Below are 13,583 nucleotides of genomic sequence, written 5' to 3' on the forward strand. Positions count from 1 at the left end.
ACATGCATCCCTCCTGACGGGAACATATATTCCCATTATACCCTATTCACCACTAATCCTCCAACCCACTATAGAAAATGTTACAAGAGAAAAGACGAGGGATCTCGAAAAAAAACAGTTCATTTAGGCTTCGCCTAACCGAAATTCATCCCCTCCCTGCAGAGGAAAAGGACTTCTTTCGGATTGATGTTAAGAAGTACGATGAAGGTCCTTATGTCATTCAAGGAGAGTTCGAACTCGTGGACGGGAGCGGAGCCGCATTCTCTACCGGCGATACGGTAGCCCTATGCCGCTGTCGGCATTCCAACACTCAGCCGTTCTGCGACGGCTCGCACAAAACATGCGGCTTCAGAGAAGCGTCCGGCGCGCCGAAGTGATGGCAGTGGCATGGCTTTGCTTGATTTATCGATTGACTGGATATCGCCGGGCATTCGGAAATAAAAGCGACCATTACGCACAAAAAAACCGTCCGTGGACGGTTTTTTGTGTGCTACTCCTTCAATAATGGAACTGGATCTCCTTAAGCTTCTTACCGGCCGCCGGTCCATTTCCCGAGCTTGACTGGCCTAGTTCCGTTTCGTTCCGTCAATAGGTCCAGCATCCGCTGCATGACGGCGACGCCTTTCGTCTCCGCTTCTCTCGCCCGGGTCAGCCGCGGAATCGCCCATTCCGCCTCCTCGCGATCGTTCGGCTCGCCCCCGTGGGGGAAAGGGAACCGTTCGGCCAGCTCCGCCAGAGCGTCCGCCGTCTCGCGGTAATGCAGCGCCGCCTCTGCGGCAAGCGGCTCCAACTCGGCGCCAGACGGCGTCTTGCCGAATACCGTGTCCATAAATCCCGAGAAAAATTGCGCTGCGAACGTCCGCCCGTCCAAAGAGACGGCAAGGTTGTACGCATGACTCGGGATGTCGATGCGCCTTATCGTTAACGCCTCGATCCAAGCATCGTAGCCGGGAAGCCCGTGGCGGTATTCCGAGGAGACGTGCCGGTTCGTTTCGTTCGAAAACTGCAGCGCCCTCCGCAGCGAATCGATCAGTGTATCGAGCGGGTCGACGGGAGCCGATGCGACAATTGCCGTCGCATGGATGCAGATGAACCTCCTGTTGTTGATTTCGCCGAACGGAATGACGCCGTCCTTCTCGGCATCCCGCGCATACAGCAGCTGTTTATGATGGTCATAGCCGTAAATGAGCCCGAACTCCGGACAAAACAAGTCCCAGCCGATGACCGGCAGCCCGCGGTCGACGCTCTCTTTGACAAATTGCACGTATTGCTCCAGCTGCTCCGGCGAAGCGGGAATTCTGTAGAAGCTCTCCGCGATATCGAAGCCCATCGCCAGCAACCCTTTCCCCGTCAACTGAAACGGGGAGAACAAAGTAGGGCCGGCCGCGAATACCGTAACCGGATGAATGTTAATCATGAACGCATTGCCCGTTATGAACATCACATCCGCAAGCGAATACAGCTGTTTCTTGTCCGTATACTGCAGCAGACCGTATACCGCTTGAGCGGATGGCGACCAAGTGAGCCGGACCGGCTCCTGTGTTTGTTTCAATAATAGCCCTCCCTGCATGGCGGATCAGAAATCGAACGGTCGAGTCAAAATACGCCGCATGGTGCAGCCGTTTCGCGACATCGCGTCGGCGACGCCGCGGAAGTACACTTGAATTCGCTCCTTGCGCACTTTGCTGCGCGACCGGGAAAGCAGCGTATACACATTCGAGGTGGTCGTACCGAGCAGCGAAGCGATTTCGGATGGCGGCAGCTGACGGAAAAAGTGCGCTTCGAATACGCTCCTCTCCTGCTTGCTCAAACACCCCAGCAACGAGCGGATTCCCTCGATCAGCTCGAGCCGCACGATCAGCGCTTCCGGATCCGAATCGGACTGCCGGGCTTTCAACGACCGGCTGAAATGAAACAAAATCGAATCGATGTCGCACCAGTCCGTGCCGCTCCACGAAGACGCATCCGCCGGCGCCGTCTGCTCCTCCATGCTCGTGAACGGACGTTCCTTGCCGTACGGCCCCCCTCGCCGCAGGCGGGCATTCGCCTGGTTCTGGACGATGCGCCGGAACCACGACTGGAACCGGAATGCGTCCGAGAGCGTGCCTACGTGCAGAAAGGCGCGGATCAGCGCATCCTGGACGATATCTTCCGCTATCTCCGTATCCCGCGAAATCGCCGACGCCCAGCCCAGCGCCTTGGCGCGGTGACGCCGGACCAGCTCGCCGAACGCTTCGCGGTCGCCGGCGCGGGCTTTCTCCACCAGTTGCTCCTCTCTCGACCATTCCAACGAATCCCCAGCCCCCGGCTGCTCCGTTGCCGTTTCCACTTCCATTGCGGCTTCTGCATTTACGATCGCTCGCCGATCGATCACGGCCTGCACCACCTCTTTCGTCCTCGACCTTATATTGATACCGGAAACGAGAAAAACCTTACATCGTTTTCGAAAATTTTTTTTCCAAATCGTCAGCAATTAGTTCGACCACCAGGGGAAGTTTCCCTGCTGGAGGAAAATGACGGTCTTTTGCAGCTACCTCAAAAGACTCTTATTCCTATCTGCGGGCCCATGCTGCCATTACTTTTTCGGACAGAACATACAGTACACCGGCAAAAGATCAACTTGCGTCTCCGCGCTTAGCGCAAACCCGAATTTCCGGTACAAATCCACGTTCGGGAGATGCTCCGTGTCCAGCGCGATTCCATGCGAGCCGGGGTCCGAGGCTGCCGAATCCAGCAGATGTTGCAGCAGAGCTTTGCCTATCCCTTTGCCTTGTGCCTCCGGCTTGACGCCTATCATGATCAGATAATGATGCGGCAAGCGGGGAGCCGCCGCTCTTGTGACTCCCATATAGGAATTAAGCTGGTTTAGAGCTTTGCCGGATATGTGGAAAAGCAAAGAGATCAACCTTCCCCCAAGCCAAAATCCCTCCAACATTTTCCGTAGCCTGCCTGCAGCCGGCTTCTCTACGATATATGCGCCGAGCAATCGATCCTGATCGAACAAGCCCCACGCTTCTTCATGGAGCTTCAAGCTTTTATCGAACATAAAGGAGACGAAAGCCTCCACCTCCTTCCGCGCCTTCGCATCGCGGTCGGAATCGCCGAATACGTGCAGGAACAAAGGATCCCGGGCAAAAGCCCGGCTCATCAGCGATACGAACATCGGCCTATCCGAACGCTTCAACTTGGATATCGTAAACGGAGCGCTCATCGTTCGTCACCCGAGAATCCTTTGCCGTAGTGATCGACCGCGAAGCTGAACAGCACTTTTAGCATAAACAACGTGCAGACGATGAGCATGTAGGGCGGTACGCCCGGTATCATCGGCATCCAGCTTAAACCGGCGGACAAAAGCAAGCCGGCAACGAACAACTGCTGCCGCTTCCCGATCAGCGCATTGACAATGAAAGCTCCCGTAATCGTATAAGCCCATACCGCTGCCGAGTACCAAATAGCCGTATGCAAGAGCAGCGCCACAAGCACGATATGAAAGTGTATCGCGATAAATACGATCCGATTCGTAGTCCGGGCCGCATAGAAGTTGCTCGTCGAAACCGTGAAATTGGCGATGCAGCCGGAGCAAATATCGAATATCAACAGCAACGCCAGAGCGGTGCGCCATACCGGCACGTCGTCCGCAAGCTCAGGGAAAATTACGTACAGCGCGGTGGTCAGCAGTCCGCCGAACAGCAGGATGGACACGATAGAGGCGACACTTTGCTTTTCGCCAAAAACGTCATGCAGGAAAGAAGGAATCCGGATCGGTTTCATTTCGGCACACTCCCATACATAGGTTTACAAGAAGTTTTGTATATATTGTATGATTTCACTACAAAACTATTATAGTCCGATCCATCGAAACCTTCAATAGTTTTATACTCATCACATTGAATTACTACAAAACTTCAGTTACACTAGTAGAGAGGTGAAGCGGATGAACGGCTATGAACGACGGAAGCAGAAAAAAATCGACCGGATTTACGACGAATCGTTTCAGTTATTTGCCAAACACGGGTTCCATAAAGTGAGCGTGAACGAAATCGCGCAGAAGGCGAACGTTTCGCCCGCTACCATCTATAACTACTTCGGGACGAAAGAACAGCTCTATGCCGATATGCTTATGAATTGGATGGACAAGCAGCTGGAGCAGTATGAAAGCATCCTGGATTCCGGGCTCTCCTTTCCCGAGAAAGCGAAGGAAATTATGCTGCGGGAAGCCCATAACTTGAACCTGTTGTCCGAGGAGCTTCAAAAAGCCCCCTCCACTGAATGGAACGGGCTGATGCAAAGGATAGAGAGCTACAGCGAGCAGAAAATTATGCGCTTTTTTATGAGATTTGTCGCGCTCGGGAAGCAGGAAGGCTGCATTCATCCGGATGTGACGGAAGAGACGGCGATGCTCTATTTCTCCATGTACAAAAATGAGCTGGCCCGGCATTGGGAATCATCCGGGCGGGAGCGTCTGACGCTGAGCATCGATCAGCTGCTGGAGCTGTTCTTCTATGGACTGGCCGGGCAGCGGCAGAATTAAGCTCGGTCTGCATACATTCCATTGCCACTCGATTAACGGAGTCCTTGCCCTGAAATCTTCCTTTGCCATCAAGCCAAGCCATTCAGCCGAGATCGTTTGCTGAACAAGGAAAAGCCGCCGACAAGGATGTCGGCGGCTGCGGCCTTGAAAGGTATGTTTTATCGAAACCTCGGGTTGCTGGATGTTCTGCGCTCGGCTTCTTTAACCGTCAAACTTCTGCCGCCCCACTCGAAACCGTTTAGAGCCTGGATAACCCTTTGGGCAGCATCGGCAGGCACCTCTACATAACCAAAGCCGCGTGAGCGACCCGTCTCACGGTCCGTAGCGATTCTCGCGGAAATAACTTCAGCATACTCGCGAACCTTCATACCGAGGTCCTCATTGGTGACAGCCCAAGGGAGATTGCCAATTTCAAGTGTAACGGTCCCTGATCGTTGATCGGCTCTCCCCACCGCATTGCTTGTACCGCCGTACAGCGCTTGGTTGATAGCTTCGTGCGCTCCGTCATTGGTCATCACCAGCACGCCTGCCAATACTCCAATTACAAAAGTACCGCAAGCCGTTAAAATGGCGTTCCGATTCATTTTCTACCCCCAAAATCGATTTGTCACCTCAAATATAACGTATCCAACTATAAAATTCCGTGGCATGCAACACATTTCCAAAAAAAATGCGATTTTTCTCTGCGCATCTTGCTCAGCCGGAAGTGGAGTCGGTACAATTGGAACATATATAGCGTATTCGGAAAGAGGCGGGACGCCTTGCTGACACCACTCGTTTTTTTACAAGAACATCCTCTGACGACGGACTTGCCGCCCGATCAGTTGACTGATGCCGCAAAGCATATGCGCTACTACGAATTTAAAACGGGCGACGTTTTGCTTAGGGAAGGAGAAGCCGGAGACAACTGCTATTGGATCATGACGGGCGAGGTCGAGGTATACGCAAGAAACTTGATCGGACTTCGAATTCGTTTAGCAAAACTCGAACCGGGAGCGCTTATAGGTGAAATGGCTCTGATCCGAAATGAGCGCAGGACGGCTTCGGTCGCTGCGTTAACGGATGGACTTGCTTTGGGGTTCGACCGGACATCCTTTCATGCCTTGGCAGAAAGCTGCCCGGCGTTCCATTCGCGATTGGAACGGTTGATCCGGCAGCGTTCCACGCACGGCAACCTCCGCAAAATGTCCATCTGGTCCGGGCTTCCTGATGAACAATTACGCCGCTTGGCCGAAGCTGCAACCCCTTTACCCGTGTTGGCAGGTGCTTCCATTGTCCGTGAAGGGGAAGCGGGGGACGCTTTTTATATGATTATCCGGGGCAAGTACGAGGTATGGCAGAACGGTAAGCGAGCGGCTGTGCTCGGTCCTGGCGATTTCTTTGGCGAGATCGCTCTTCTCGCCAATATCCCCCGCACCTCCACGGTTCAGGCGGTAACCGACGGCGAACTGTTGGCTCTGTCACGTGAACATTTTCATCATGCCGTTCGTGAATCCGAGCAAATCCGGGCTCAAATTCAAGAAATTGCCCATGTGCGCCAGCCGCACGCCGTTGATCACGTGTCCGCGGCAAGCGATCAACGGAACAGCTCGTATACCGTCGATTCCCTGCATCAGCCGCTGTCCTGGCGGAACCAATGGTTGCAGGTGATGTTCGGCGGTTTGGCGTTATTCGTCCTATTTACATTGCTCGCTTTATGGATCGGATGGCAGCCGCTGCAGATTGCCGTACTGTTCATTGGAGCGTTCGTCGGACCTGTGGCCTTCGTTGCTTATGTACGCGATTCCCAATTGCTTCAATTTCACCCAAGGCGGTTGGCCGCGGCTTTTGCCTTTGCAGCCGGGATCGCGGTCCCCCTTGCGTGGTGGCTGGAAACCCGATTCGTATTCACAGGTGGGATTGCCTCCGGAGGACTCCAGGGTTTCACCATTCCATTCTTGATAGCCGTGATCGAGGAATTGAGCAAACTACTTCCGCTCCTGGTCGTGTTCCGAGCGAGAAACATGCGCTTCCTTACGGATGCGGTCGTCTTCGGAGTTGCAGCCGGAATGGGATTCGCCAGTCTGGAGAGTGCGCTTTACGGGTTGGCCCGAATAGATTCTACGTCGAGCTTGCTAGCCGTTTTATGGGTGCGCACGCTGCTCTCCCCTTTCGGCCACGGGATTTGGACTGGGCTAATGGCCGTCGGCTGGTGGCGGTTGCAGCGCAGAGTCAAGGGAAGCAATCGTCATCGACTCTATGGAATAGCGCTTGTCTATATGGCAGAAGCCGTCCTATTGCATTCCGCGTGGAATATGGCTTCGAATCGCGGCATCATAGGGTTCATCGGGCAGCTGGCAGTCGGGGTATGCGGCATATGGCTGTTACGCCGGTTAATTCGTCAAGGCACCCAAGAAGAAACTCGGGCTCTTCTCCTTATCAATCCTGAACGCGAGCATATGACCTCTATGGCTGATCCGGATATGGCTAGAGAACTTCATTGCCATGGGTGCGGCACGCTCTCCCCTCCTGGGACCGTGTATTGCGCCAGGTGCGGGCAAGCACTTAGTGTGTGAAGTACCGTATGGCTACCGGCAAGAGCCATTCGGCGCACAGGTGCCATTATCCGATTACCATAAGAAAAACGTCCGGGTAAAACACCCGGACGGTCATGCAAACCAAACGTTAGTGCGTTGGGAGAGTGGAGTTACGGCTCTTCGTCATTAATGATCCAAATTTGTTTATTAGTGAACTTCTCTGCGCTTTTTGGCTCCACTTCTCGGTAATTGAAGGAACAATGAACCTAGAGTAACTATTACTGAACTTAAGTTTGGTAATAGTGAAATGGGGTTCGTTATTCGCTGTATTCGACCATCTAGTGGGCGAATAGCGCAATAGAGTTCAGTATTAGTGAAGTTTGGTTCGTTCAAGCCAAGGGTTACCCATTCACTTTAGTTCGTTAAAGAACTTAAACATTCTGATGGATTAAAAGAAAAGCTACTGATCGAAGCCTTTTCAAAAACGATAAAAAAGCTTCCCCTCTCCGGTTGACAGCTGGAACATATTAGAGGTTCGGCGCGTCTAGTAGCAGAGGTGATCCTAATGGGGAAACGAACGGCCGCATTGTTCCTCTGCTGCCTGCTCGCGATCGGCGGATGGCTATTCGCGAAGCCGGCCGTAGTCCATGCCTGCTCCTGCGCGGGGCCGATGCCTGTGCAGGACGATTTGAACCGGAAAACCGCTGTCTTCGCGGGAAAAGTGAAAAGCGTATACAAGCCGCAAGGCTTGTTGTTCCGCTCGTCCGCCGATCCGGTTGAAGTGACGTTTGAAGTAACCGATGTATGGAAGGGGGAGCTTCGCTCCGAAACGACCGTATACACGGCGCTCAGCTCGGCAAGCTGCGGTTACGAAGGATTTGCCGTCAACCAGTCTTACATCGTATTTGCCCATGGGAGTTCGGACCGGTTGGAGACGGGCATTTGCACGCGAACGAAGCCTCTTTCGTCTGCGGGAGAAGAGCTGGCCGCTTTGGGCGCGGGGTATAAACCGAACGCCGCATTGGAAGACGACGGCGGCTGGGTGAGAGGCGCTATTTTGACGGGATTAGGCTTATCCGTTGTCGTGATCGGGCCCGCCATTGTTTATACGTTCGTGAGGCGGCGCCATAAAAGCGGCAAATGACCGACGGGTCTGCAAGGGCATATAACGCGAACAAGCGGAACTGCTAAGTTCCGCTTGTCCTCACGCCTCCGGCGCTTCCTCTCTTTGCACACTTTCTCGACCGTCTCTCAATAGTACTGCTTATCCGCGTCAGTCGTGGCGATGACATCGATCTCGACCAACAGCCCGTAGTTCAGCTCGCAATAGACGACCGTCCGCGCCGGATAAGGCTGCCGGAAGTAGTCCCGGTACAGCTCGTTGAACGGCGCGTACAAGCTGCGGTCCGACAAATATACCGTCGCCTGCACGACATCCGACAGCGTCAGCTCCGCCTTGGCGAGAGCCCGCTCGAGATTGCGCATCGTAAATTCCACTTGCGTCTTCAGGTCCGGACCGGCCACCGCTTTCGCCTCAAGATCGATGCCCCCTTGGCCGGATATGTATACGTTGCTCCCGCTGCGCACGGCCGTAGAGAACGGCGGCCGGTTCAAGACGCGGTCCGGCGCAGGCTGATTGAAATTCCGCTCCTCCATACTCATCCCCGAATCGCTCACCCCCCGCCGTTCCGGCTGTAGGCGAACCGCAGCAGCGGCGCATCGACCGGTTTGTTCAAGTACAGCGATTTCATCCCGTATCCGGTCAGCCCGGTGCTCATCAGAATCCGCTCCATCGGAAAAGGAGGCCGGCCGCTCGTCACGAACGCTTCAATCATCCGGGTCAGCCGTTCGAAATGGCCGAACGGGCGCTTCTTCTCGCTGTCGCAGAGCGCGACCGTTACGCCGTCGTCGGACCGGAACGCATAGCCCCATTGGTCGACAAGGTTCGGAAACTGGATGACGTACCCCCTCGTTCCATCCTCGTATTCGACGGCGAACAATACCGTACCGGAAGGCTGCAGCTCGCGGGGATGACCCGGACGGAGATCGGGATAACCGCCCAGCGCCTGAAGCATCAAATCTTCGGGCCACTCGCCCCGGTCCATCGCCTTCCAAACTTCCTCGCCTTCCACCGCCCATACGGTGCGGACTCCCGTCTCTCCGCCGCGACGGCATTCGGCGATCGATTGAAGCACTTCGAGCCCGTGATAGCCGTAAGCTTCCACCGAAGTGGAATAGCTTACGACAAGCCATTCCCGCGCCGTGGCGAGCAAAGCCGGGTCGTACGCCGGGACCGAGGGCGTATGCGGGATCGAAGAGCCGCCCATAAACGGGATGTTCCGTCGCTTCAGCTGGGTGTACATCCATTCCGCCTCATCCAGATCGTAGGACAAATGCTTGTCGGAGAAAATCGGCACACGTAAGCCGGCCTCGTCAAGCGCCGCCAGCGTCTCCCGGAGCAGCCGGCAGCGGGGATACATTTTCTGGCCTTTCTCGTTGACCGGGTAATTCCCGTGCTCGCCGATAATGATGACACCGTCGATCGGCGCGTCCAGATGAGGCGCCTTCACCGCTTCCGCGATCGTCGGATAGATCGGAACGCCGCGGCGCGCGGCCATATCCCGGCTCATGTCGTTGTCCGGCACCTGATCCGTATAGATCGACGCTACGTCCAGCACCGGCTCGTAATCGAAGTCGCCGAGCAGCCGCCCCAGAATGACGTCCGCGTGCGAATTGAACCGGTATTCCGTGACGATGACCGCCACCTTTTTCCGGTTGGCTTGCGGAATCGCTTGCCCTTGCCCGCCTTCGCTCACAGCTGCCCCTCCCCTCTCTCCATCGCCTGTACGGTGCGGACGATCCACGCGGATACGCTTTCGGTAATCGTCTGCAAATACAGCCGACCTTTGTCCGCCGTCGCCCGGGTCGGAGCATCCGTATACCCGTCGCAGCCGGTCAGCTCGCCATGGCGTCCGACGAACGCCCCCGGCGGCCCGGCGAAAATCCAGTCCCGCTCCGGGTGGGAAGCGCCGATCCGGTCTTCGCGGACGAGACCGGGGGCAAGCGCCATAATCGCGGACGTCTCGAAACCGCCTGCATGCCCGGGCACCGGTCCGACCTCGCTTGCCCCGATCTGCTGCAGACTGTCCCGCGCAAGCGACCAGTACGAGGCCGCGGCGGTCCAGATCGGATGGCGTACCGCCATATCGTTCGCGATCTGCTGCATCATCGGCTCATTGCCGCCATGGCCGTTCAGGAAAATGATTTTGCGGAAGCCGTCCTTGACGAGACTTTCCCCGATGTCGCGCAGCACTTGAAAATAAGTCATCGGCGATAAAGAAATCGTACCGCCAAACGATAAATGGTGCTCGGAGCAACCGATCGGCAGCACCGGAGCGAGCAGCACCGGTACGGACTGCCCGGCCAGCCGGACCGATTCCTCGGCAACATGGCCTGCGATCAGCGTGTCCGTATAAACCGGAAGGTGCGGGCCGTGCTGCTCGGTGGCGGCGAGTGCGACGACTACTGCGCCCCCCGAACGGGCGAATTCGCCGATCTCTTCCCGCGTATGCTCGTGCATGCGAATCGATTTCATATACGGAACCCCCCGTCTACCGAATACAGCGATCCTGTCACATAGGACGAAGCGTCCGACAGCAGAAACGCCGCTACTTGATTGATCTCGTCCGTACTGCCGCTGCGGCCGAGCAGCGTCTCCTGCCCGATCAGCTCTTTCGATTTCTCCGACATCATCGCAAGCTTCTCGGGCGATTTGAAATCGCCGGGCAGCAAGGCGTTCGCCCGTATGCCATAGCGGGCGTAGTCTTTCGCGATAACCCGGGTCAGCTGGTTGACCCCTGCTTTGCCCGCACCGTAGCCGAGACAGCCGCTTTTCGGCACATGACCGAGTACGGACGAAGTGTTGACGATCGAACCCCCGCCCGAGCGGATCATGAGCGGAACAGCGTATTTGCAGCACAGAAACGCCGATGTCAGCGTCCCGGCGATCGTCCGCTCCCATTCCTGAAGCGACAGGTCCAATAACGGCTTCCACACATTCGTGTACGCGTTGAAATAAGCGCCGTCCAAACGCCCGAACCGGCTGTCGACCGCATCGATCAGCGCCTTCACCTGTTCTTCGTCGGACGCGTCGGCCTGCATGAACATAAACCGGCTGTCGCCGTATTGCTCGGCCACGGCTTGGATGTCCGGAGACTTCTCCAGCGGCACGATGTCGCAGCCGATCACGTTCGCCCCGTGACGCAGAAACATCGGCACGGCGGATCGGCCCAGCATGCCGAGAGCACCCGTGATCACTATCGTTTTCCCTTGCAGCATGTTCCCCACTCCCACTCTTGCTCCACTTTGACTGCCTTTATCGTTTCCCAACCCTTTTTTTCATCTCCATGGTAACCCGTTCCATATTGAATTTCAAGCATTTAATTCATTTACGTGAAATGATTCATGTATAGGAAACGAACAAAAAGAACCGCTCCACAGCACCGAAGCGGCTCAATCACGTTACTTTCTTTCAATTTATTTACGCCACCGCCGTCAATGCTTCATTAGGGTCCGGCTTCGTACGAATCGGCGGTCGCGGTCGCACTATGCGGCACAATCGAACCGCTTCCCGGCAGCCGAATGCAGAACGTCGTGCCGGGATTGCTTTCCGCCCATATTTGCCCCCCGTGAGCGGTGACGAGCCGCTTGACGATCGTAAGCCCCAAGCCGCTGCCGCCGGTTCTCCGGTTGCGCGACTTGTCCCCCCGGTAAAACCGTTCGAAAATATAAGGCAAATCTTCCCGCGCAATTCCGCTGCCCGAGTCCCGTATCGCAATCAGCACGCTTTGCCGTTCCTCTACCGCTTCGATCCGCACGGTTCCGTTGACCGGAGTGAACCTCAGGGCATTGCTCAGCAGGTTGACCAATATTTGAATCATCCGACTCCGGTCCGCGAACAGGCGAATGTCCGGACTGCAGCGGAAGGATAGCCCGACTTTTTTCTCCATATAAGCCGCGGCGAGCAAGCCTGTCCCTTGCTCTATAATGGATGCGAGCGAATGCTCCTGCCTCTCCAGTCGAAAGGCGGGCGATTCCACGTGAGTCAAATCTTCCAGCTCGGCTACCAAATTCGCCAGCCGCTCGATTTCCTCATAGCAGGAGTGGATCCGCTCGGGGGTCGGTTCCCAAATGCCGTCTTCAAATGCCCGCATATGGCTTTTGAGGGTGGCAAGCGGAGTGCGGAGCTCGTGGGCGATATCTTCGGTCATGGTGACCCGGAGCTGTTCCTGCTTCTGCAGCTGTTCGGCCAAATCGTTCAGCGACGCTCCCAATTCCGCAAGCTCATCCTTGCCGGCAATAGAGACTCTGGCGTCCAACTGGCCGTCCGACATTTTTTCCGCCACCTGCTTCATGCCCACCAGCGGCCTGGAAATCCGTTTCGCGATATACAGTCCTATCAGAACCGCCAGGAGAAGCGAGCCGGCAAATGTCCATACGATCGACTGAACAAGAGCCTGCTCCAAATGATACTCCAATCGAGAAATGTCCTGACTCATCCCCGCAGCTTGTTCATGAAACATCGATATATGATAGTGCGTCGCCACAATGACGCTTACCGTCGAAATGAACAAAATGCAGGTGGCCGTGGCGATGATGATGAAAGCAAGCCGTGCATGCAGCCGCCTGTTCATGGGTCACCGCCCGCAAACCGGTAACCGGAGCCGTAAACGGTAATGATATACTTGGGATTTTTCGGGTCCGCCTCGATTTTGAGCCGGATGTTTTTCACATGCTGGTCGATCGCCCGGTCATCGCCGCCGAATTCGTAACCTAGCACCTTGACGACCAGTTCCTCGCGAGTGAAGTGCCTTTGCGGGTATTTGGCCAGAGCCAGCAGCAGCTTGTATTCATTCGGCGTTAATTTGATCGGCTCGCCGTGGCGAGACACCGCATGCTTCAACGAATCGATCTCCAGGTGTCCGTCCCGGAAGGACAACCGGTCGGCCAGCAGCTGACTTTCGTCCGAACGGCGCAAAATAGCCCGGACCCGGGCCACCACTTCGCGCGGGTCGAACGGCTTGATCAAATAGTCGTCCGCACCGATCGACAAACCTTTGATCCGGTTGCTTTCCGACACTTTGGCGGTCAGCATCAGAATCGGGACCGAGCTGAGCCGGCGAATCGCCTGGCATACCGACTCCCCGTCCATATCCGGCAGCATGAGATCCAGAATGACGAGATCGACGGGCCGGTTTTGCACAAGCAGCAAAGCTTCGTTTCCCGCAGCCGCTTCCACCGTCGCAAATCCTTCCTTCTTCAGATAAGAGGCGACAACGTCCCTGATCTTCTCTTCATCGTCCACTACCAGAACCGTCTTCATGAGAGGCCACCTTTCCTGTCACATTTCGGGAACGCCGATCGTTGTAATAAATCGATTGTACCACAGCGCGACGCAGCCGATCGATCGCTTTAAATTCCAGACTACGAGAGCTTGTCCAGCCGAATCCCCGGTGAGCTCGATTTCGTGAAGCGGC

15 protein-coding genes are annotated in these 13,583 nt (G+C 55.7%); 4 read left to right on the forward strand and 11 right to left on the reverse strand.

The window, feature by feature from the left end:
- The first annotated feature begins 77 nt into the window (after positions 1 to 77).
- Positions 78 to 377, forward strand: a complete 300-nt coding sequence (locus FE783_RS38765; protein WP_138883789.1) for a CDGSH iron-sulfur domain-containing protein — start codon at positions 78 to 80, stop codon at positions 375 to 377.
- A 152-nt stretch (positions 378 to 529) separates the two neighbouring features.
- On the opposite strand, the gene FE783_RS33695 is transcribed toward FE783_RS38765, so the two are convergent.
- From FE783_RS33695 to FE783_RS33710, 4 genes are all read right to left on the reverse strand, one after another.
- On the reverse strand, positions 530 to 1,552 hold the full coding sequence (locus tag FE783_RS33695) for a hypothetical protein (RefSeq protein ID WP_138883790.1): 1,023 nt from the start codon (positions 1,550 to 1,552) through the stop codon (positions 530 to 532).
- A gap of 24 nt (positions 1,553 to 1,576) precedes the next feature.
- Complete coding sequence (locus FE783_RS33700; protein WP_138883791.1) at positions 1,577 to 2,374, reverse strand: RNA polymerase sigma factor; 798 nt, start codon at positions 2,372 to 2,374, stop codon at positions 1,577 to 1,579.
- Positions 2,375 to 2,575: 201 nt separating this feature from the next.
- Positions 2,576 to 3,211 carry a GNAT family N-acetyltransferase gene (locus FE783_RS33705; protein ID WP_138883792.1) on the reverse strand — a complete coding sequence of 212 codons (636 nt, stop codon included), beginning with the start codon at positions 3,209 to 3,211 and terminating at the stop codon, positions 2,576 to 2,578.
- Positions 3,208 to 3,771 carry a hypothetical protein gene (locus tag FE783_RS33710; RefSeq protein WP_138883793.1) on the reverse strand — a complete coding sequence of 188 codons (564 nt, stop codon included), beginning with the start codon at positions 3,769 to 3,771 and terminating at the stop codon, positions 3,208 to 3,210. Before FE783_RS33710 ends, FE783_RS33705 begins: the two co-directional genes overlap by 4 nt.
- A gap of 163 nt (positions 3,772 to 3,934) precedes the next feature.
- On the opposite strand from FE783_RS33710, the gene FE783_RS33715 reads away from it, so the two are divergent.
- Positions 3,935 to 4,531, forward strand: a complete 597-nt coding sequence (locus tag FE783_RS33715; protein ID WP_138883794.1) for a TetR/AcrR family transcriptional regulator — start codon at positions 3,935 to 3,937, stop codon at positions 4,529 to 4,531.
- Positions 4,532 to 4,689: 158 nt separating this feature from the next.
- Here the strand turns inward: FE783_RS33715 and FE783_RS33720 are convergent, their stop codons facing one another.
- Positions 4,690 to 5,115 (reverse strand): RNA recognition motif domain-containing protein, encoded by a 426-nt coding sequence (locus FE783_RS33720; RefSeq protein WP_202916306.1) that lies wholly within the window; start codon positions 5,113 to 5,115, stop codon positions 4,690 to 4,692.
- Positions 5,116 to 5,292: 177 nt separating this feature from the next.
- Here FE783_RS33720 and FE783_RS33725 point away from each other — a divergent pair, with 177 nt between their 5' ends.
- Both FE783_RS33725 and FE783_RS33730 read left to right on the forward strand, forming a co-directional pair.
- On the forward strand, positions 5,293 to 7,086 hold the full coding sequence (locus FE783_RS33725; RefSeq protein WP_138883795.1) for a cyclic nucleotide-binding domain-containing protein: 1,794 nt from the start codon (positions 5,293 to 5,295) through the stop codon (positions 7,084 to 7,086).
- A 526-nt stretch (positions 7,087 to 7,612) separates the two neighbouring features.
- Positions 7,613 to 8,191: a hypothetical protein gene (locus FE783_RS33730; RefSeq protein WP_138883796.1), complete on the forward strand. Its 579-nt coding sequence runs from the start codon at positions 7,613 to 7,615 to the stop codon at positions 8,189 to 8,191.
- Between the two features lie 107 nt (positions 8,192 to 8,298).
- On the opposite strand, the gene FE783_RS33735 is transcribed toward FE783_RS33730, so the two are convergent.
- The 6 genes from FE783_RS33735 to FE783_RS33760 all read right to left on the reverse strand — a co-directional run bounded on the left by FE783_RS33735 (position 8,299) and on the right by FE783_RS33760 (position 13,429).
- Complete coding sequence (locus tag FE783_RS33735) at positions 8,299 to 8,724, reverse strand: RidA family protein (protein WP_238403348.1); 426 nt, start codon at positions 8,722 to 8,724, stop codon at positions 8,299 to 8,301.
- Positions 8,721 to 9,863 (reverse strand): hypothetical protein, encoded by a 1,143-nt coding sequence (locus tag FE783_RS33740; RefSeq protein WP_202916307.1) that lies wholly within the window; start codon positions 9,861 to 9,863, stop codon positions 8,721 to 8,723. The genes FE783_RS33735 and FE783_RS33740 overlap by 4 nt, the downstream gene beginning before the upstream one ends.
- Positions 9,860 to 10,642 (reverse strand): creatininase family protein, encoded by a 783-nt coding sequence (locus tag FE783_RS33745; protein WP_138883797.1) that lies wholly within the window; start codon positions 10,640 to 10,642, stop codon positions 9,860 to 9,862. Before FE783_RS33745 ends, FE783_RS33740 begins: the two co-directional genes overlap by 4 nt.
- Positions 10,639 to 11,385: an SDR family NAD(P)-dependent oxidoreductase gene (locus tag FE783_RS33750; protein WP_138883798.1), complete on the reverse strand. Its 747-nt coding sequence runs from the start codon at positions 11,383 to 11,385 to the stop codon at positions 10,639 to 10,641. The genes FE783_RS33745 and FE783_RS33750 overlap by 4 nt, the downstream gene beginning before the upstream one ends.
- A gap of 227 nt (positions 11,386 to 11,612) precedes the next feature.
- On the reverse strand, positions 11,613 to 12,740 hold the full coding sequence (locus FE783_RS33755) for a sensor histidine kinase (protein WP_138883799.1): 1,128 nt from the start codon (positions 12,738 to 12,740) through the stop codon (positions 11,613 to 11,615).
- Positions 12,737 to 13,429: a response regulator transcription factor gene (locus tag FE783_RS33760; protein WP_138883800.1), complete on the reverse strand. Its 693-nt coding sequence runs from the start codon at positions 13,427 to 13,429 to the stop codon at positions 12,737 to 12,739. Before FE783_RS33760 ends, FE783_RS33755 begins: the two co-directional genes overlap by 4 nt.
- Between the last annotated feature and the right edge of the window lie 154 nt (positions 13,430 to 13,583).

Source organism: Paenibacillus mesophilus, from assembly GCF_005938385.1.
Taxonomy (GTDB): domain Bacteria; phylum Bacillota; class Bacilli; order Paenibacillales; family NBRC-103111; genus Paenibacillus_AB; species Paenibacillus_AB mesophilus.